At 34.5% G+C, this 20,119-nt stretch carries 17 protein-coding genes; 10 read left to right on the top strand and 7 right to left on the bottom strand.

The genetic code is table 11. The annotated features are described in order from the left end of the window. The first annotated feature begins 193 nt into the window (after positions 1 to 193). The 5 genes from AA089_RS02325 to AA089_RS02305 are packed head-to-tail and all read left to right on the top strand — an operon-like array spanning position 194 to position 4,215. On the top strand, positions 194 to 1,423 hold the full coding sequence (locus AA089_RS02325) for a hypothetical protein (RefSeq protein WP_046755296.1): 1,230 nt from the start codon (positions 194 to 196) through the stop codon (positions 1,421 to 1,423). A 58-nt stretch (positions 1,424 to 1,481) separates the two neighbouring features. Next, a complete protein-coding gene (locus tag AA089_RS02320) occupies positions 1,482 to 2,060 on the top strand; it encodes a hypothetical protein (protein WP_156168868.1) in 579 nt (192 codons plus the stop codon). A gap of 4 nt (positions 2,061 to 2,064) precedes the next feature. Beyond that, positions 2,065 to 2,691 carry a hypothetical protein gene (locus AA089_RS02315; protein ID WP_046755294.1) on the top strand — a complete coding sequence of 209 codons (627 nt, stop codon included), beginning with the start codon at positions 2,065 to 2,067 and terminating at the stop codon, positions 2,689 to 2,691. Then, positions 2,670 to 3,467: a sensor histidine kinase gene (locus AA089_RS02310; protein WP_046755293.1), complete on the top strand. Its 798-nt coding sequence runs from the start codon at positions 2,670 to 2,672 to the stop codon at positions 3,465 to 3,467. The genes AA089_RS02315 and AA089_RS02310 overlap by 22 nt, the downstream gene beginning before the upstream one ends. 1 nt (position 3,468) lies before the next feature. Then, entirely contained in the window at positions 3,469 to 4,215 is a 747-nt protein-coding gene (locus tag AA089_RS02305; RefSeq protein WP_046755292.1) for a LytR/AlgR family response regulator transcription factor, read from the top strand. 145 nt (positions 4,216 to 4,360) lie between these two features. Here AA089_RS02305 and AA089_RS02300 read toward each other — a convergent pair whose 3' ends face one another. The 6 genes from AA089_RS02300 to AA089_RS02275 form a co-directional block, all read right to left on the bottom strand. Beyond that, positions 4,361 to 4,885, bottom strand: coding sequence for an OmpH family outer membrane protein (locus AA089_RS02300; RefSeq protein ID WP_046755291.1), 525 nt, complete (start codon positions 4,883 to 4,885; stop codon positions 4,361 to 4,363). 306 nt (positions 4,886 to 5,191) lie between these two features. Further along, the gene (locus AA089_RS02295; protein ID WP_046755290.1) at positions 5,192 to 6,034 is read right to left on the bottom strand and encodes a class I SAM-dependent methyltransferase; all 843 of its coding nucleotides are present in this window, start codon (positions 6,032 to 6,034) and stop codon (positions 5,192 to 5,194) included. A gap of 246 nt (positions 6,035 to 6,280) precedes the next feature. After that, positions 6,281 to 7,114, bottom strand: coding sequence for a GNAT family N-acetyltransferase (locus tag AA089_RS02290; protein WP_046755289.1), 834 nt, complete (start codon positions 7,112 to 7,114; stop codon positions 6,281 to 6,283). A 34-nt stretch (positions 7,115 to 7,148) separates the two neighbouring features. After that, on the bottom strand, positions 7,149 to 9,020 hold the full coding sequence (gene mnmG / locus AA089_RS02285) for a tRNA uridine-5-carboxymethylaminomethyl(34) synthesis enzyme MnmG (RefSeq protein WP_046755288.1): 1,872 nt from the start codon (positions 9,018 to 9,020) through the stop codon (positions 7,149 to 7,151). A 60-nt stretch (positions 9,021 to 9,080) separates the two neighbouring features. Next, a complete protein-coding gene (gene ybeY / locus AA089_RS02280) occupies positions 9,081 to 9,503 on the bottom strand; it encodes an rRNA maturation RNase YbeY (protein WP_046755287.1) in 423 nt (140 codons plus the stop codon). Beyond that, on the bottom strand, positions 9,496 to 12,951 hold the full coding sequence (locus AA089_RS02275) for a DUF4175 family protein (RefSeq protein WP_162200401.1): 3,456 nt from the start codon (positions 12,949 to 12,951) through the stop codon (positions 9,496 to 9,498). The genes ybeY and AA089_RS02275 overlap by 8 nt, the downstream gene beginning before the upstream one ends. 80 nt (positions 12,952 to 13,031) lie before the next feature. Between AA089_RS02275 and AA089_RS02270 the strand changes: the two genes are divergently transcribed. Continuing rightward, entirely contained in the window at positions 13,032 to 13,859 is an 828-nt protein-coding gene (locus tag AA089_RS02270) for a transporter (protein WP_046755285.1), read from the top strand. Here the strand turns inward: AA089_RS02270 and AA089_RS02265 are convergent. Then, positions 13,856 to 14,596, bottom strand: a complete 741-nt coding sequence (locus AA089_RS02265; RefSeq protein ID WP_046755284.1) for a class I SAM-dependent methyltransferase — start codon at positions 14,594 to 14,596, stop codon at positions 13,856 to 13,858. The genes AA089_RS02270 and AA089_RS02265 overlap by 4 nt on opposite strands. A 223-nt stretch (positions 14,597 to 14,819) precedes the next feature. Between AA089_RS02265 and AA089_RS02260 the strand changes: the two genes are divergently transcribed. The 4 genes from AA089_RS02260 to AA089_RS02245 all read left to right on the top strand — a co-directional run bounded on the left by AA089_RS02260 (position 14,820) and on the right by AA089_RS02245 (position 20,046). Further along, positions 14,820 to 15,860: an alkane 1-monooxygenase gene (locus AA089_RS02260; protein WP_046755283.1), complete on the top strand. Its 1,041-nt coding sequence runs from the start codon at positions 14,820 to 14,822 to the stop codon at positions 15,858 to 15,860. Between the two features lie 151 nt (positions 15,861 to 16,011). Continuing rightward, positions 16,012 to 17,958, top strand: a complete 1,947-nt coding sequence (locus tag AA089_RS02255; RefSeq protein ID WP_046755282.1) for a T9SS type A sorting domain-containing protein — start codon at positions 16,012 to 16,014, stop codon at positions 17,956 to 17,958. Between the two features lie 216 nt (positions 17,959 to 18,174). Beyond that, positions 18,175 to 19,686 carry a glutamate--tRNA ligase gene (gene gltX / locus AA089_RS02250; protein ID WP_046755281.1) on the top strand — a complete coding sequence of 504 codons (1,512 nt, stop codon included), beginning with the start codon at positions 18,175 to 18,177 and terminating at the stop codon, positions 19,684 to 19,686. A gap of 159 nt (positions 19,687 to 19,845) precedes the next feature. Next, the gene (locus AA089_RS02245) at positions 19,846 to 20,046 is read left to right on the top strand and encodes a hypothetical protein (protein ID WP_046755280.1); all 201 of its coding nucleotides are present in this window, start codon (positions 19,846 to 19,848) and stop codon (positions 20,044 to 20,046) included. Positions 20,047 to 20,119: the final 73 nt, after the last annotated feature.

Genomic DNA, 20,119 nt, shown 5'->3' with positions numbered 1-20,119 from the left:
TTTAACAAAGTATTATAAAATGAAACAAACCGATCATCAAATCAAAGCGACCGTTCTTAAAGTTACACTATAGTATTGATTCTTTGTATTCCATCTTTGTTGCCATAATTACGTAATAATACAACTTCGTAAGGCGGAAACCGAAAAGCCTTTTTCGTAAATAGAGTAGGTAAATTTTTGAAATTAAATAATTATGGAAAATACTAAAAACTGTAAGCAAACCAGAGCTATAAATGTAACATATTCGTGTGATAATTTTGCAGATATTTATATTGGCGATTGTACCAAAGTGTTACGAAAAGTAGCCACAAGCAGCTCATTAGAAGCTGTGAATTTTAAAGCAAAAGTAACCTGTGAAGAATACTTATACTTTGTGTGTTGGAGTGATAATAGTGGTTTAAATGGTCTTTTAGCAGAGTTGAAAGGAGCAAACACTGTTTTTTCGGGAACACATGCCAAATGGGAAGTTTTTCCAACAGGAATTAATTTTAGTTCGCAGACTACACGTCCTTCGGATCAGTTGATAAATGCCGAATTGAAAAAAGCACATTGCAAGAAGTGGAAAGCCGTGACCAAAGGAGTAAGTAATGGAAATATACCTTTTAGAACGTATCCTTCAATTGATAAAAACGCACATTTTATTTGGTACAATTCAGGAAAAGATACTTCGGCTACTGCTCCATTTCAAGGATTTAATCATGATGAGTTTTTAATTTTTAGGTTTCCTATAAGTGAATTGTACAAAGAAGAATGTCATGACTGTACACCTGAGTGTGAATGTGTAGACAACTGTTTATGTTCGGCGTGTGCTGAAACCATTCAAGAGGAACAAAAAGTATTGAAAACGGAAGCACTTTCGAAAACATTCTTGATTAAAGGAAAAGAAAATAATTCGCGAAGATGCAAAGCTCCGTATTCAGGAGAAACCTGTTCTACACTCGATTTACCAACATTAGAACCTTGTTTCTATTTGCATTGGGGCGATAGTACAAAAGATCAGATGGAAACGCACGATGATGAAGTATTGTACATTACAGCCTGTAATCCGTATAGCAATTTACGCTTTAGAGGATTGATTATTACGAGCATTACTATTGTGCCAAAAAGAAACGCAGGAACAATTGGAAATACTCCGGTAACACCAAGTATAACTACACAAACGCAAACTCAAGCACATCAATTAGCTTCAAAAAGTACAGTGATGGCAGAAACCAATAACGGTATTCAACTTGTACCAAACCGTTTGGTTCGTCTGGGAGATGTATGTGGTTGTGCATGTACGAGTCAGGCATTGTATTTATCTATTCAAAATGCAAAACCACAAGATTATGACATTGTAGTAGAATACTGTATTGAGCAAATTGAAATCAATCAAGACAATACAGGAAAAACACGCTTCCCTATTACACTAATAAAGAGTTAATTAACACTACTAAAAAATGTTCCGTTTGTGTATGCAGGCGGAACTTAAAAACACGATTATGAGAAAAACTATATTATATTTAACAATTTTATTCTTACTTTTAATACTAAATTCCTGTGGAACTTTAGAACAATTAGTATGTGAGTCAGGAGTTGATACAAATGTTCTTCCAGAAACTGCTTTGTGTACCAAAGATGCCAGCACGTTAGAACAAAACTATATTACGCTCAAAGGATTCAATTCAAGAGATCCTAAGCTCGGACCTGGACATGATAATAGAATCATTTCATTTACTTATGAACAAATGTTGGGCAATTTGAAATATTTAATTGTGAAAGCAAGAGAATTAGGTATCGATAAAGAAGAGTTAGGATTCCGTGTGTACTTCGGTGCAAAAAAAGATGAGTCCTTTAATAAAGGAGAGTTAAAAGCAATTGCCTCAAACGAAGTAGCCTATTCAACAGTATTTTTTGTTGCTACTGTAAAAGGAACTTCAGATGATGAGAATGATTATGAAAATGTATATGAAATTCCTGCTTTAAATTATGGAGGTTCTAGAAGACCGCCTGATAACGAATACAAGTCTGATTTAATTTGTCCAGTACATGGAAAAAGGCATCTTGAAATAACTGATTAGCATTATGAAATTTTTAACCAATACTTTTTTTCTATACTTTCAAATAGCTGCTTTAGTTGCGGCTATTTGGTATTGGAAACGCTACAAACATAGTACACAGCGTCATTTTTTATGGTTTTTAATGTATGTGGTTTGTCACGAAATAGTTGGACTTAGTTACAAATATTTTTTTAAGATGAGTAATGATATTTTCTATAACCTTTATACCATCATTTCCTTTCTATTTTATTTTTTATGGTTTTATAAAATTTTACAGAAACGAAAATGGTTTGTACATATCATATTGACAACTTTTAGTATTCTATTTTTATACGATCTTTTTGACAAAAATCCTTTTCATGAACTGTATCTAAACCCAATTATTGTAGGTTCTTTTGGTGTTTTAATATTAACCATTAGCTATTTTGTAGAACTCTTAAATACAGATTCAATCGTATCCTTTGCACGTTCGCAAACGTTTTGGATTGTTACAGGCTTATTTTCCTTTTATATTGGTTTACTTCCGTTGTTACTATTTCATGCATATCTAAAATATGGTAGTGATTTTTACACCATTGTCATCACCGTATTAAATGTTGTTTTATATGGCTGTTATCTTAAAAGCTTTTTATGTCTGAAACAGAAAACATAGAGGAAATTTTCTTTTTACTATCTGGCGCTGCTTTGTTGATTGCCGTCGCGGTGGTAATTCTATTTTATGTGTTTATTACACGTAAAAATAAATTGCTGACCGAAAAAACCATGTCGATCAATTCGTATGAAAAGAAAATGATTGAGTTGGAATTAAACGCCTTAAGATCGCAGATGAATCCACATTTTGTACATAATTCGTTGAACGCAATTCAATATTATATTCAACTCAACGATATTGATCAATCGGAGAATTATTTGACCCGTTTTTCAAAATTAGTACGGCAATTTTTCGACTATTCGCGCAAGCAATTAATCACTATTGAGGAAGAAATTGACTTGATTTCCAACTATTTATCATTAGAAAAGTTGCGTTTTGAAGACAAACTTTCCTATGAAATTATATGTGATGAAATTGTTGACAAAGAAGCTTCTATTCCATCAATGGTGTTGCAACCTATTGTTGAAAATGCAGTCAATCATGGTATTTTTCACAAAAAAACACCAGGGAAAGTCAGCATTACATTTTCGCAACTTTCGTACGATACCTTTTGCGTTGTTATAGAAGATGACGGAATTGGTATTAAAGCAGCTAAAACACTTTCCAATAATTCATTTCAATCACGGAAATCACATTCATCCCAAGTGTTAGATGAACGTTTGAAATTGTTGGAACAAGTTGACAATTGGCATGTGGAATATACCATTAAAGACCGTTCTGAATTTGGCAACAAACAAGGAACAATTGTAACTCTAATTTTTAAACTACCAAACTAACATGACTGTAACTGCAATTCTTATTGACGATGAACATAAATCGTTGGCAATTTTAAAAAATAAACTGGAACGCTTGTGTCCAAATATAGATGTGATCGCGGAAACACAAGATCCTGAAGAAGCTGTTGAACTGATCAGCAATTTGAATCCGCAATTGGTATTTTTGGACATTGCCATGCCTGGTATGAATGGCTTTGAAGTGTTGCAAAAAATTCCAAAACCACAGTTTGAAATCATTTTTGTGACCGCTTTTGATCAGTATGGTATTGAAGCCATTAAACATTGTGCTATTGGTTATATTGTGAAGCCGATTGACAGCCAAGATTTAATTCAGGCAGTTGCAATTGCTACTGAGAATATTGCGGATAAAACAGCTTTGGCTAAGAATACACAGTTGATTGAGAATTTGGGCATTCAGTCGTTTCAACAAAAGAAAGTTGTGATTCCTTCACAAGACGGTTTGGAGTTTGTAAAAGTAGAAGATATTATTCATTGTCAAGGAATTGATGGTTATACTAAAATTTACTTTCAGCAACAGAAACCTATTATGAGTTCGTATAGTATTGGGCATTTTTTGAAGCTTTTAAAACATCCCGATTTTTACCTAATTCATAAATCACATTTAATTAATATCAACTATATTTTGAAGTATTTAAATGAAGGATATGTCGTGTTGGAAGACAATCATAAGTTGCCTGTTTCACGGACAAAACGTACCGATTTTTTGAATATGATTCGGAGTGTGTGATGTGTGGAATTGTCCATTTGTGGATTCGTGGATTTGTTTATTTGTTTATTTGAAAGTTCAGTTTGACGAAAATTAAATGTAAACCATAAAAAAAGACCTTCAGTTTCCTGAAAGTCTTTCGTTTGAATCTTGTACTATTTTCTAATTATTTCTTTTCTTCAGCGTATTTTTTATTTAATACTTCTAACAATTCCTTGGTAAGGTCTGCTTCTTCTTTTCCATAATACACCGTTCCAACATATTCGTTTTTACCTAAAATATAATCGTAACCGTTTGCTTTTCCATACTCAGCAACGTACTTTTTTATTTTGCTTAATAACGAATCATTGAGCGATTGACTTTCTTGCTTGATGGCGTTTTCCTCAACTTGATATTGTTGTTGTAACATTCCTTGCTTTTGTTGCAATTGTGTCATCAACGCATCTTGTTTTACTTTGGTCATTTTTGCCGCTTTTATTTGCGCGTCTTGCACTTCCATTTGAAAAGAACGTCCGATACTGTCATTTTTTTGTTGAAACTTTTCAATCTTAGTTTTCATTGATGCCTCCAAATCCTTTTTTTCTTGGTATTCATTTACCAATTCCGAATTGTCTACAAAACCGATTTTCGTAGGTTGTTGGCAAGAATACAATCCAAGTGCTGCAATTGCCAAAACGATTAATTTTTTCATGTGTATGAATTTAAGTTGTTTTCTAAGTTTATTTTTTGAAAATTGATAAATCTACATCGTTCTGCTTTTTTTCAATTTTCGTTGGCGCAAAAATAGAAATAAAGTTTACATAACAAATTGTGAAGCTTGTATGATTTTTCAAGAAAATTAAAAGAATAAGAATAATTTATGCAAAATTTTACATGATAAGTAAAATCAATAGAAAGTGACTTCAGTATGCTTAGTTTTTAATTGATTTCTCAGAAAGACTAATACAATTTACTTTGTGAAGCGTAAAGTGAGCTTAAAACGCTTAAAAATGCCCTTTTAGTTGTTTTTAATGATGTAAATGAGTGAAGAATACTCAGAACTGTTGATCGCTTTAAAGTTTGACACAAATCCTCTGTAAAAACCTTTTATCAGATTCATTTTCCCTGTTTTGTGTTTTTCGGAAAGTAAACTTACATAATACGCATCAAATTTCATTGGTAAGATTTTTACTACTTTCATTTGTTTCTTTTCAAAAAGTACTTTTATTGATTTTTGAGAGAAATGCCAAAGATGTCTCGGCACATCAAACGCTGCCCAACTTTCTTTATAGTGATTTGCATCATGACTTTTAAAATTTGGAACGGCAATGAAAATAGTTCCGTTTGGTTTCACGATTCTTTGTAAGCTAGCAATGTATTCCTCCAAATTCGGAACATGTTCTAAAACGTGCCACATGGTTACGGCATCAAAACTTTGATCTTCAATTTCAGTCAACCAATCGTTATGTTGAATTTCGATTCCTGTTTTTTCACTCGCAATTTTTCGTGCCTGCTCGTCAGGTTCTATGCCGGCAACATTCCATTTGTATGCCTGAGCCATTTTTAAAAAATCGCCTGTTCCGCAACCAATATCCAAAATCTGTTTGGTTTCGGTTTTTGTGTACTGACTTACAATCGCCATTTTTTTAGACAACATATATGAACGCACCCAATGGTACATTTTTTCAAAGAGGTTTCTTTTGGAGTCGGTATGCGAAATGTAATCTTCACTTTGATAGTACGAAGGTAATTTGTCCAAACTCGGTTGTGGTTCGGTTTTGTACATTTCCAAAGCTTCATCAAAAACGAGCTGAAATTCTTCTCCAGAAACTGAATAATCTTTTACTGTTAGGTTGTTCATTTTGTATCTACTTCTAATTTACTTTCGATTGTTCCACGTGGAACAATTAGTTGTTTCTAATGATAAAATCCAATTCTTGCGATAAATCTATTCGTTCATTATACGAATTAAATAATTTTCTACAATAGTGCTATAAATTGATTCTTCTTTTACAATATTTAATTCTAATCAATTTCTATTGTATCTTCTATTAGTACTATTCCGCTTCTTTAGTTTATGTGTAAATCATTAAATAAACGATTCATTTTAAAAAACAAAACTCATATCGTATTGATCTATATAATTGTCAAAATTCATTTTTGTAAAAAACGCGTGCATGTTTTTATTTGAAGCATCAATATTAATGATATTATAACTTCCGTTTGGTAAAGCTGAGAATAAAATTTCCCCAAATCGATTCCAATTATTTTGCTTCACTCCTAACCTATGAATTCTTTTTGAAACTTTATGAAAAAGTAAATATGCAACTGCTTCATTTTGATCAAAAACTGAAATTGCTTGCAAACTTTGTTTATACTTTTCCAAACAATGATCTTGATTTTCTATCGATGGAATATAGTTTTGTAACTGCTGAAAAACGTCAAAAGAAAAATCATCGGTAAGCATCGTTTTAAATTCAGTTTCAAATTCAACGTTGTCCTGTTCCCAATCAAACTTGTATAAATGATATTGACGATCAATTGTAAAACCTACTTTTTGATACGCTAAAATGGCGCGTTCATTTTTTGTGATACATTCCAACGTGCTTTTATCAATTCCGTTTTCTTTTAGTGTTACAATCGCTTTCTCATACAATTTTGTCAGCAATCCTTTTCTTCTGTGTGTTGGAATTATTCCAGTAGAAGCATTATACGCTACTTTCGTTTCTCCATACATATTGATTGCATGAATGATAAATCCGACAAGTTTATTATTGTCAAAAATACCAAAGGATAAACTGTAATCTACACCTGAAGCTGTCCAGCGTTCGTTGACATATGCCGTGGTAAAATTGATCGGAACAAAGTAATCAGAAAACGCCAAGTTCAAGGTCGAAATGATCTCTTGAATTGGCGTTTGTTGTAATGATTTTATTTCCATAAGATAAAATGTTCCACGTGGAACACTAAAATATTTATCTATTCAGATAGACTAACATCACACTTATATCACTTGGAGAAACTCCGCTGATTCGTGATGCTTGTGATAAGTTTACAGGACGAATTTTAGACAACTTTTGACGTGCTTCCATGGATAGATTTGTCAATCCATCATACACAAAATCAGCTGGAATTTTAACGCGTTCCAAGTTGTTCAATTTGTCTGCATTGCTTTTTTCTTTGTTGATATAACCCGCATATTTTATTTGAACTTCTGTCTGTTCTAACACATCTTTATCCAAATTGTTGTTTTCTATAAATTGAGAAACCGAAGCAACTTGTTTCATATCATCCATGCTAATATTTGGACGCGCAAAGATTTTGAACATCTTATCTTGTTGTTTCACTTTTGATGAATTTTTAGCTTCCAATACAGGATTTATTTCATCTGGTTTTACACTGGTATCTTTAAAAAATTGAATGAACGCATCCGAATTGGTTTTCTTTTTTTCCATCGCACGCAGACGTTCTTCACTTGCCAAACCGAGTTTGTGACCAACAGGCGTTAACCTGAAATCTGCATTATCTTGACGCAACAATGTTCTGTATTCCGCGCGTGAGGTAAACATTCTGTATGGTTCTTCTGTTCCTTTTGTGATCAAATCATCTACCAAAACACCAATGTATGCTTCGTTTCTTTTTAAGATGAATTCGTCTTTTTCTTGAACTTGTAATGCTGCATTTATTCCTGCCATCAATCCTTGCGAAGCGGCTTCTTCATAACCTGTTGTCCCATTAATTTGTCCAGCAAAAAATAATCCATCTACTAATTTTGTTTCTAGTGTATGTTTTAATTGTGTTGGTGGAAAATAATCGTATTCAATGGCGTAACCAGGTCTAAAGAACTTTACATTTTCAAATCCAGCAACAGAACGTAATGCTTTAAATTGAACATCTTCTGGCAAGGAAGTTGAAAAACCATTTACATATACCTCAACTGTATTCCAGCCTTCAGGTTCAACAAATAATTGATGACGATCTTTGTCTGCAAAACGATTGATTTTATCTTCAATCGACGGACAATATCTCGGACCAATGGATTGAATTCTTCCGTTGAACATTGGCGAACGATCAAAACCTTCTTTCAATAAATCATGTACCAATGGAGACGTGTACGTCATGTGACAAGCACGTTGATTTTCTAACGGGTTAGTTGATTTTAAATAAGAGAATTTATCAGGTTGTTCATCTCCAGGTTGAATGATCATTTTAGAATAATCTAACGAACGTCCATCAACTCGTGGTGGCGTTCCTGTTTTCATTCGTCCTGATTCAAAACCAAGTGCCACAAGTTCTTCTGTAATTCCAGTTGCAGCTCTTTCTCCTGCTCTTCCGCCTCCAAAGTTTTTATCTCCAATATGAATCAATCCGTTTAGAAACGTTCCATTGGTTAAGACCACTGTTTTTGATCGTATTTCTAATCCTAAAGATGTTTTAACACCTTTTATTTTTCCTCCTTCAATGATCAATCCGCGAACCATTTCTTGGTAGAAATCTAAGTTATCGGTTTGCTCTAACATTAGGCGCCATTCTTCTGCAAAACGCATGCGATCACTTTGTGCTCTTGGCGACCACATTGCAGGACCTTTTGACTTGTTTAGCATCTTGAATTGGATCGCCGATTTGTCAGTAACGATTCCACTGTAACCACCAAGTGCATCAATTTCACGCACAATTTGCCCTTTCGCAATTCCGCCCATAGCAGGATTGCAAGACATTTGTGCAATGTTTTGAAGGTTCATCGTAACGAGCAATGTTTTGCTTCCCATATTGGCGGCTGCGGCTGCGGCTTCTGAACCTGCGTGACCTGCACCAACTACTATTACATCATATTCCGTATTAAACATAATCTACACGATTGAATTTCTTTTTTCGTAACTAATTTGTAGAAAGTTTGAGGTAATTCTTCAAGATTGTTCCACGTGGAACATTTTTAGTTTTTCGTTTTCCTTTAACGTCATTACATCTTGATCTGCTTCTGTTTTGTCTTTATATCCACAGTAGTGCAATACACCATGAACCATCACTCTTCGCAATTCTTCTTCAAAGGAAACCTTGAAATCGGTTGCATTATCTGTGACGCGTTCAACAGAAATAAATATATCTCCATGTAGTTCATTTCCTACTGAATTATCAAAACTAATAATGTCCGTTAACGTATCGTGATTGAGGAATTCTACATTGAGTTTGTGCAAATATGCATCATCACAAAATATATAATTGATGTCTCCTTCGCGTTTATCTTCCGAGTCAATAACTTGGCTAATCCAGTGTTCAATTTGCGCTTCATTTGGAAGTTCAAATTGGGTTTCGTAATGAAAACTAATCATCTTTGTTTTTGAAATACTCCTGTACTTTCTTTTTGTAATTATTGCGCAAAGGTAATACTTGTCTGTTTAATATCTCAATTTGATTGAAATACTGTCGCACATCAGGCATTTTTTCATTTGTAGTGTTGGTGAAATCTTTGCGATTTGTACTTGCTTCTCGTCTACTTTCTTGCTTTTGCTCAAAGGCAGCTTTGTCTAGTTTTTGGAGTTGATATTTGAGTTCAATCATCTTTTTCATCGTTTCGTCATTGAAACCTCGTTCTAATAATTCGGTTTCGACCTCTTCCATTTGACGTAATAATTCAAGCGATTGTGAATCTTTTATTTTCTCTCCATATTTATCTTTTAATTGCTGTTCAAATTGTTGACGCAATTGTTGTTGTTGTTTGAATATATCGTATAATTTTCCCGATTCGTTTTCGTCTCCACTACCCGATCCGCCACCTTGCTGGCCGTTTTCTCCTTGCTTTCCTTCTTTGCCGCCTTTGCCTTTTTTCCCTTCTTCTTTGCCGCCTTTTTCGCCGTCTTTACCATCTTTACCTTGTCCTTCCTGCTTCATGCCTTGTTGCATTTGCTTGTTGAGATCTTCTTGCGATTGTATCAAATCGGGCAATTGAAATCCTTTTCCTTGACCTTGATTTTGTCCACTTTGTCCAACACCTGATGAACCTTGTCCTTGACCTTGTCCCATACTTTGATTCATGTTGTCCAAAACACCACTTAGGAAATCTGCCAATGTATTTGTCGCCGTAAGTGCATATTGCTGCGCCGAAACACCTCTGTACACATTATTCTCCGCAAGTAATTCTAACGATTTGTCAATGTTGAAATAGATGTCTGTGATTTCTGTATTGATGCGTTCCGAAATTTTTGGCTGGCGTAATGATAAAGCGAATAAACTATCGTCAACATGTTCAAACATTTTACGCAGTTCGTTCTGTCGTTTTAGCTTAGACGCGTAACTCGCATTTGTATTGTCAATTTCTTCAAAACCTTTCATTAATGTTTCTTCCTCGAAAGAGAAAATTACCAGATTGTCTAGTATTTGACGCAACATTTCAGCATCTTCTTTTATGCTTTCTTGTCCGCTCATTTGCATGGAAGATTGCATCGCTTTGCTCATACGTTGCATTTTCTGCGCTGCTTTTTTCTGCTTTTGCTTCGCACTTTGTTGCTGCTGTTGCTGTTGTTGTTCGCTTGGCGATTGCTCGCTATTTTCTAAATCGTCTGCGGCATCTTGTTGTTCTTGCTTGATGTCTTCTTCTTCATTTTTTTCACGTTCTAAATCCAACGGTTTTTTTAATTCGCTGTTTTCTTTGTCCAAATCGTCCATTTCCTTTTGCAAGTCTTTGAACTTTTGATTTAGTTCTTCTTGCTTTTCGGACGTGTTTTCTTTTCCATCTTTTTTGGAGAGTTCTTCTTGTTCTTTGGCAAGTTCGGCAAGTTCACGTTGAATTTTTTCTGCCTTTTTAGTTACATAAAAACGCTTTGTTAGTTCTAGAATTTGTTGCAGATTTTTTTTACTGTTTTGTTGCTTCTTTCCGAGTTCTTCTAGTTTTTCTTGCAATTCTTCTTCGTTGATTTTTTCAGCAAGCTTTTTCAGCTCTTCCATCAACTTTTCGTTTTTTTCTAATTCTTTTTGTTGCCGTTCTAGTCTTTCTTTTAACAACTCTTTGTCTTCGTCATCTTTGGTATCTTCTGGCTGAAATTCTTCTAAATTCTTTTCCAATTGTTTGGAGAATTTTTCCATTAATTGATCATTTCGTTCTTGACGTTCTAAAAAGTTTTTTAGTTTTTTCTGATCGTTAAAATTCAGCTCACTTTTTTCCTTTTGTGTTTTGGAAATCTTTTTGAGTTCTTCTTGTTGCTTTTGCAATTTTTCTAACGATTTGTCTAAGTCTTGAATCGTTTCTTGTTGTTGTTCTAATTGTTCCGTTTCGAGTTCGGTATCCGTCAATTTACGAAAGTTGAACACTTCACTTTTTACTTTCTTTCCACCACGAATGCCGTCATTATCCGTTAGTTCAAAGTAGAATTCATAGTTGACACCTTTTGTCAATTGTAAGTTGCCAGGAAATGTATATTGAAATTGATCAATGTTTGATGTTGAAATCGCGATATTTTCTCTGGTTTTCGTTTCAGGATTTTCTGTTGGATAGTAGACTAATTGCAAACGTTTCAAACCATAATCATCGGAAACTTGTCCTAAGAAATACATCGTACGTTGATCAACCGAATCGCGTTTTGACTGCAAATCCATCTTTGGATATTCGTCCTTAATAACACTAATATTAAAACCTAAATTTTCATAGTTTTTGAGTTCATCATTACTAGTACTTATTTGATAATCAAGTTTTTGATAGATTCTACGTTCTAACTTGAATTCGTTTGCTTCTTGTTTAAAAACGTATGTACTATCGCTAGCAATTAACTCTAATTGATTCGTTTGTTTTGCTTTGGCTTCCCATGTAATTTTTGTGCCTTCAGGAATGGTAGCATTTCCTGTACTTTTTAAAACCTCATCTTTCCGTTTGGTGTACGCTGGATAATCCAACACCATTTGGAAATTCACCAACGACGGAACTTTCACGACATTTAATGTGTATGGTTTTGATGTCACTTCATTCGCCGTTAAGGTAAACGTTGTTGCTACTTTTGGTTGCGAAAATGTATATTCATAGTTTCCTACGCCTTTATTTTGCAAGAAATAGGTTTCGTCTCCTAATTGAATTTGAACTTCTTCAGGAATGACATCTCCTAAGGTTTGCACTTGCAATTTATAGGATTGATTTTCAATGGCTTGTAACGAATCATTTACGACTAAAAATTGAAATGGCGCTGGCGGTTCGTAGGTTGTTTGATAGTTGACAACACGTTCGTAACTACTACTAAATAGTGAGCTGTTTCCTGAAATCCACACAAATACTACAATGGCTAATGGTAGCATGGCATATTTAGCGTATTTGAGATTTTTTTTGAAATTGATGGCAACTTGAAACGGAATCGGTTGTAATTCCTTCGATTTTTGTTCGATACTCGCCAATAACAATTCAGATTCAGAAGAAGTTTCTGAAAGTTGCAATACATTTAGCAATTTGTCATTCACTTCTGGAAAGTGATTTCCGATGATTTTAGACGCTTCTTTGAAACTGATTCCTTGTTGCAGTTTGAAGAGTTTCGTTAGTGGAAACACAATAAATTTCGCAAAAAGTGCTACTTCGACCAAGATAAAAATCCAGAACAAAGCGGTTCGTGCGCCAGTGTTTAACCATAAAAAGTGTTCTACTAATAGCGTGATAATAAAATATAGGAGTCCGATACTAAAAAATAGAATCGCACCTTTGATAAGCTCATTTGTATAGTATTTGGTTACAAATTGCCCTAGTTTCTTTTGTATTTGCTCGTATGCATTCATCATATAACTGATAAAAATAACACATTTACGCAATTATTAGTGTATTGGAGTTGTTAAACATTCTGTAAGATTTATGGAAAAGAACCTACTAAGTGTTCATAAACAAGCCAATTATGAAAAATTTATATACAATTATCGCACTTTTGAGTTCAGCAATTTTGTTTGCACAAAGTCCTTGGACACAAGAAAAAGGGAAGTTTTACACACAACTTTCGTTTACTACAATTGCTAATTATGATGAAGTTTTTGGCGATCCTGAGTATACTACCGATCGTGAAATTACCGATAATACCTTGCAATTTTATGGCGAATATGGTTTAACTTCGAAGACAACGTTGTTGCTAAATGTGCCCTTGAAGTTTATCAATACTGGAGATGCTGTTTCTCAAAATCCATTTACAAGTGAAGAGACGATTTCATCTTTTGGAAATATTGGTTTTGGTGTAAAACATCAATTTTATAAGAAAAAATGGATTGTTTCTGGACAGTTACAAGTAGAAGCCAATACAGGAATGTTTGATCGTCCTTCTGGAATCCGAACGGGACGCGATGCATGGACTTTTACACCAACAATCAATATTGGACGAAGTTTTGATACTTTTTATGTGCAAGCCTTTACAGGAATCGATTTAACGACCAATAATTATAGTAATAATTTCAAATTTGGTGGCGAAGTTGGAACAAAGGTTCACAGCAAAATTTGGCTGGTAGGTTTTTTAGATATTGTGAATTCGTTTAATGATGGCGATATTAATTTGCCAATAAGCAACTTAGGAACCGCTTTGTATGTAAACAATCAAGAATATGCTGCTTTTGGATTGAAAGCTATTGGAGAAATCAACAAATCATTTGGTGGTGTTTTAACTTTTGGAGGCGCATTTTCGGGAAATAATGTTGCCAAACAAGCCGCATTGACTGTTGGTGTGTATCATAAGTTTTAAGCTAATTTTTGAAAGAGATAGTTTGGGTTTTTAGCTACTAATTGATAGTTTTTATTTGCTTTCATTTCTTTCATGAATGTTGTGCTGCCAAACGGAGAATCATCCATGGAATCATCAAATAGGATAAAACCTGAATTCATCAAATGTTTGTCTACATTTTCAAAATCTCTTTTTACATATGCATACGCATGATCGCCATCAATATATGCAAATGATATCGCTGATCCTAGTTGAACCGCTTGATTGAAGATGTCTTTTGCTTGTACTTTTTTGTCATATTCACTAAAGAATTCATCAGACGTTAATTGAAAAGAATGTGGCAAATTGTCTTTGTGTAGAAATTGAATACTATTGATAAAATTAGTTTTCATGTATGTACTGTAGTCTTCTCGTAATATATCATGACGACCGTCAATGCTATTCGATTTCTCTCCGTGTCTATCAAAAGCTCCTTCATAAATCCACGGATCACAATTGATTAATTTTTCTACACGATGATGTTTCTTCAATAAATGCAGCATCAGATTTGTAGACAAACCGCCGTATGATCCAATTTCAATAACAACTCCGTCAACAGGCATATTTTTCAACGCATAATCCATAAGATATATATTGCCATTATGCAACATGTCTGCTCCAATGACAAGACTTTTAAGTCTAAGAATAAAAATATCTTCTGGAATTTCTTTGACTTTAAGTTTAGAAAGTGTGCTTTTTATTTTCTTTAAAATTGTCATTATTGATGGTTCGTTAAAACAACTGTAACAGGAATTCCTGCTCTGTATACAATAACTACACTTATTTTTGCTGTAAAAGTTTAGTTATGGGTTAAAAGTAAGAGAATCTATGACAATGTCAAAAAGGAATGGATACGATTTTATGCCCAACAGAAATAGCTCATACCGTTTCATTTCAAAAAAAAATAGTATTTTTAAACGCCTTGAACTGAAAAATGAACAGATGAAAGATTTAAAATATTTAGCCGCTTTTTCTACGCCATTGGTTGCTGTACTTGCCTTATATTTAGGTGGATATTATACCTATTTAACTCCATTATATGCCTTTGGAATGATTCCGCTTATGGAATTGATTTTTTCACAAAGTACGGCAAATTTATCCGATGAAGAAGTAGAAGAAAAAGCAGCAAATCGTGTTTTTGATTGGTTGTTGTATTTAAATATTCCTATTGTGTACGGATTGCTAATTGCAACAATCATAAGCGTTTCCAACGGAAATTATGAAACCTATGAATTGGTTGGGTTGATCTTTTCTACTGGAATTGTATTAGGCTCAAACGGAATTAATGTGGCGCACGAACTTGGGCATAGACAAACACAAGTTGAGCAAATAATGGCAAAGATTTTATTATTGCCTTCTTTGTACATGCACTTTTTTGTGGAGCATAATTTTGGACATCATTTGCATGCTGCAACAAAGGAAGATCCTGCAACGGCTAGATACAATCAAGTGGTGTATTCATTTTGGTTTACCTCAACAATTCGTCAATATATAAATGCTTGGAAAATTCAGGAAAATTTACGCCAACGTGGAAATATTTCATTTTTCTCATGGAAGAATAATATGTTTTGGTTTAGCGTTTTGCAATTGGCTTATGTTGGAATTGTTGCCTATTTTTTTGGAACGTTAGGACTAATTTTCATCTTGGCAAGTGCTGTGGTAAGCTTCCTTTTATTAGAAACCATCAACTATATTGAACACTACGGATTGCTGCGTAAAAAATTAGCTTCAGGTCGTTACGAACGTGTTCGTGAAATTCACTCTTGGAATTCCAATCATGTCATCGGACGTATTGTTTTATACGAACTCACACGCCATAGCGATCATCATTACAAAGCTTCAAAAAAGTACCAATTGCTAGATTGTCATGAAAAAAGTCCGCAAATGCCTTTTGGCTATCCAACTTCAATGGTTTTGGCATTAATTCCGCCTTTATGGTTCAAAGTGATGAATAAACGCATCCCAAGTGAAATGATTTCCTAAGTGTTTTTCCTGTACCACTTACGGTTTTTCTATACCTGTTTCTCACAGTAAAACACTTCTATATTCTTAGTGCTTTGCTTCTACTCTATGTTTTGATCCTGGCGCATCTTTGCCTTGAAACAAAACAATAGAAACTTAAACACTTTACATTATGAGAAACATTTTTACTTTATGTTTACTCTTCGTTTACGGAGTAAGCTTTGGTCAATTTTGCGAAGACTTTAACGATCAAGATATTTCTAATTGGAATGGCGTTGCTGCAGGCGCAAATACAGCAGACCCTTTTGGACCTAGCGGAAACGCGGATGACTTCTTTTTACATTCGTATGACGCTTCTGGTTCATCCTACATTTATAACGATGTTGATTATGCAGGCGATTGGCGTGAATATAACGGACAATGCTTGTGTTGGGATTTTCAAGTCATTGAAGATGGAAATTTTGGCGAACCATTATCTCCACGATTAATTATTTATAGCGGATCTCCCACAAGTCCAACAGCTACAGCAACATTTGTAGCAACGGTACAAACTACAGAAGGTGGCGGATGGGTTCACGTATGTGCGCCAATTGAAACTTGTGAAGGTGCCGATTTGCCATCAAACGCAAACGGAGAATGGGTAATGGCTGCCGGATCAGATTGTACAGACTGGAACAACCTAATCAGTAATATTGACGGAATTCGTTTTTACTTAGATCTTACTTCAAGTCCAACAGAAGAATACGGATATGACAATATTTGTATTCAAGATTGTGACATTCAAGGTGGCGAACCAACCAATGAAGGTGCGTTTTGCTGTGAAGGCGGTAATTTGGTAGAAAACGGAAACTTTGAAAACGGTACCAACGGATTTACTAGCGATTATACAGAAGATGCAAGTTTGTATCCAGGCGCTTTTTATGTGTCTGACGATGCAAGCATTTTTGGAACTAGCATTACAGATCATTCTGCTTGTGCTGATCCTACACAATATGTTGACAATAAAGATTTTTTATTAGTCAACGGGAGAACAACACAACCTGCTGGAACTTCAAGTGTTATTTGGCAACAAACAGTACAAATTGATTTTGAAAAAACGTATAAATTCTGTGCAAACTTTAAAGATATGCCACAGTGTACATTCAATATAAAACCAGAAATTCGTTTGGAAGTAAATGGTCAGTTATACGATTGGATCACAATTGATACCAATAGTGACGATCCTTGCGATTGGCAACAAATTTCAGAATGTTTTGAAGGCGATCAAGATATTTTAGACATTAAAATTCACTTAAAAGAAGATGGTTTAGGCGATGGAAACGACTTAGCAATTGACGATATTTCATTGCAAGCGAAACTTGATCAAAACCTTAATATTAGCGTATTGCACCAAGGAAGTCCGCAGCAATTAACAGGTTCTATCAATAGTATTGATACTACAGATGATATTTTATTGGTAGAAGATGTATGTACGGAGCAAAACAGTGGTTACCAATATGCTTGGTTTGTGTACGAGTTAGAATTGTCTTCTTTCCCATTCACGCAACCGTTAGATTTCATCAACATGGTTCCTGATACTTTTGCGTGGTCAAGTAATATTGGCGGATTCAACAATCAAATCCCAACATCAACCAATCCTGTTTGGGGATTAACAACAACGTTCCCGAATTATAACTTTGAACATAACAAAATGTATGTTATTGGATTGTACGTAGGAAGCTGTTGCGATAGTTGTTATGATGAAGATTGGTCGTACCAAATTACGCTAAGTACAGAAAACGGAAATTCAACTCCAATGAATGTATTTACCACAGAAGTAAAAGATCATTTACGTTCGTTATTCGTAATGGGCGAAACCAACAACGGAACATTAGGACGAGAAGAAGCAGACCTACTTAACTTTAGTATGTTTCCAAATCCAACATCAGATATTTTACAATTTAATTCAGACGAAGCAATTGTATCTTACAGAATCACAGATATTACAGGAAAGTTGGTACAAAGCAAAGCAATCGAGGTTTCAGAGATTGATGTTTCGCAACTAAGCGCTAACATGTACTTTGTGACGGTAACAACAACTTCAGGCATCGTTCATACAGAAAAATTTATTAAAAAGTAATAAAGATACATAAGTCTAATCTGTCACTTCGGACGCAGTTGAGAAGCTAAACACGCTATTATTTCATTTGAATCTCGACTGCGCTCGATTTGACATTACTTTTAAAAGAAATAGCATTTTTCTCAAACCTGCTGATTTTCGAAACCCTCAAAATTAAAACTTTGAGGGTTTCACTTTTCCAATTACCTTTGTATATATAACCATATACTAAAATTCATGTCAAAAAAAGTTCGTGTTCGTTTTGCACCAAGTCCAACAGGACCATTACATATTGGAGGCGTTAGAACTGCCTTATTCAACTATTTATTCGCCAAAAAACATGGCGGCGATTTTGTGTTACGTATTGAAGATACAGATCAAAACCGATTTGTAGAAGGTGCGGAAGAATATATCACAGAAGCATTAGAATGGTGTGGAATTCCGTTTGATGAAGGTGTTGGAAAAGATGGCGGATTTGGTCCATACAGACAAAGTGAGCGCAAACATTTGTACAAACAATATGCCGATGAATTGATTGAAAAAGGACACGCATATTACGCGTTTGACACTGCCGATTCATTAGATGCACACCGAAAAGATCATGAAGCAAAAGGAAAAACATTTATCTACAACTGGCACAATCGTTTAAAGTTGACGAATTCTTTAGCGCTTTCGGCGGAAGAAGTCGCGGCTAAACTTGATGCTGGCGAACCGTATGTAATTCGTTTCAAATCGCCACAAGATGAAATTTTACACTTACAAGATATCGTTCGTGGAGATGTAAAGATTGATACGAATATTTTAGATGATAAAATTCTGTTTAAAAGTGACGGAATGCCAACCTATCATTTGGCAAATATTGTAGATGACCATTTAATGGAAATTACACATGTTATTCGTGGAGAAGAATGGTTGCCTTCGTTAGCGCTACATTATTTATTATACCGTTCGTTTGAATGGGAAGCGCCACAATTTGCGCATTTGCCATTAATTTTAAAACCAACTGGGAAAGGAAAATTGAGCAAGCGTGATGGTGCAAAATTTGGTTTCCCAGTATTTCCAAAAGAATGGAATGATACCAAAGAAGGACAATTGTATATGGGTTTCAAGGACGAAGGATATTTCCCAGATGCCTTGATAAATTTCTTAGCATTTTTAGGTTGGAATCCTGGAACGGAGCAAGAAATTTTCAGTTTGGATGCGTTAATTGAAACATTTGAACTAGAACGAATTAACAAAGCTGGTGCACGATTTGATATTAAAAAAGCGGATTGGTTCAACCAACAATATATGCAATTAAAATCTAACGAAAGTATCGCCATTGCTTTTAAAGAAAATCAAGCGGAATTGGCAGATATTGACATCAATTATATTGAAATGGTCGTTGATTTGATAAAAGAAAGAGCTTCATTTACGAAAGATTTATGGAGTTTGAGTCACTTTTTCTTCGTGGCGCCAACGGAATATGATGAAAAAGCACGTAAAAAGGCCTTAAAAGAAGGTACAGGCGATATTTTGAACAAGCTGGTAGAAATTATTGAAGCTACGGAAGATTATAGTGTAGAAACGCTTCAAACTAATATTAAAGGCTGGATTACTGATAACGAAATTGGTTTTGGAAAAGTAATGCAACCGTTGCGTTTTGCCTTAGCTGGCGCATTAAGCGGACCCGATTTGTTTCAAATTATGTTTATGATTGGAAAACAGGAAACCATCAAACGTATTCAGAAAGTAATTGATATGTTGTAACTGAATCAAGTTCAATATGACGTATTTTTCGAATTCACTAATATTGTATTAAATATAATGATATTACTATCCCATAAGTTGAAAGTATTATTATGAAAGTTGCAATTTGGCATGTTTTTTGATTTTTTTTCATTTTATTAACCTTAAAATCAACACATTATGTCATATGATAGTTTAGACTTTGAAGAGGATTTAGAATTAATTGGAAAAGAAGTTGGTATAAATACTGCTATTGGAGCTTCATTAGGAACTTTTGTTTTTCCTGGAGTGGGAACTGTTGCTGCGGCAATTGGTGGGGCAACGTCTGGAATAGGTTCTGGCTTAGGAAAAGTTATTGCTAAGCGAATTAAAAACAAGTAGATCAAATGGATCGACATTATTCTCACTTACTAAATAAAATCGGAGAAAAAAATTAAAAAGCGCGCCAATTGGC

It is taken from the genome of Kordia jejudonensis, assembly GCF_001005315.1.
GTDB classification, from domain to species: Bacteria; Bacteroidota; Bacteroidia; order Flavobacteriales; family Flavobacteriaceae; genus Kordia; species Kordia jejudonensis.
Note: the sequence above shows the minus strand (reverse complement) of the source record. Positions and strands in the feature narration are given on the sequence as shown.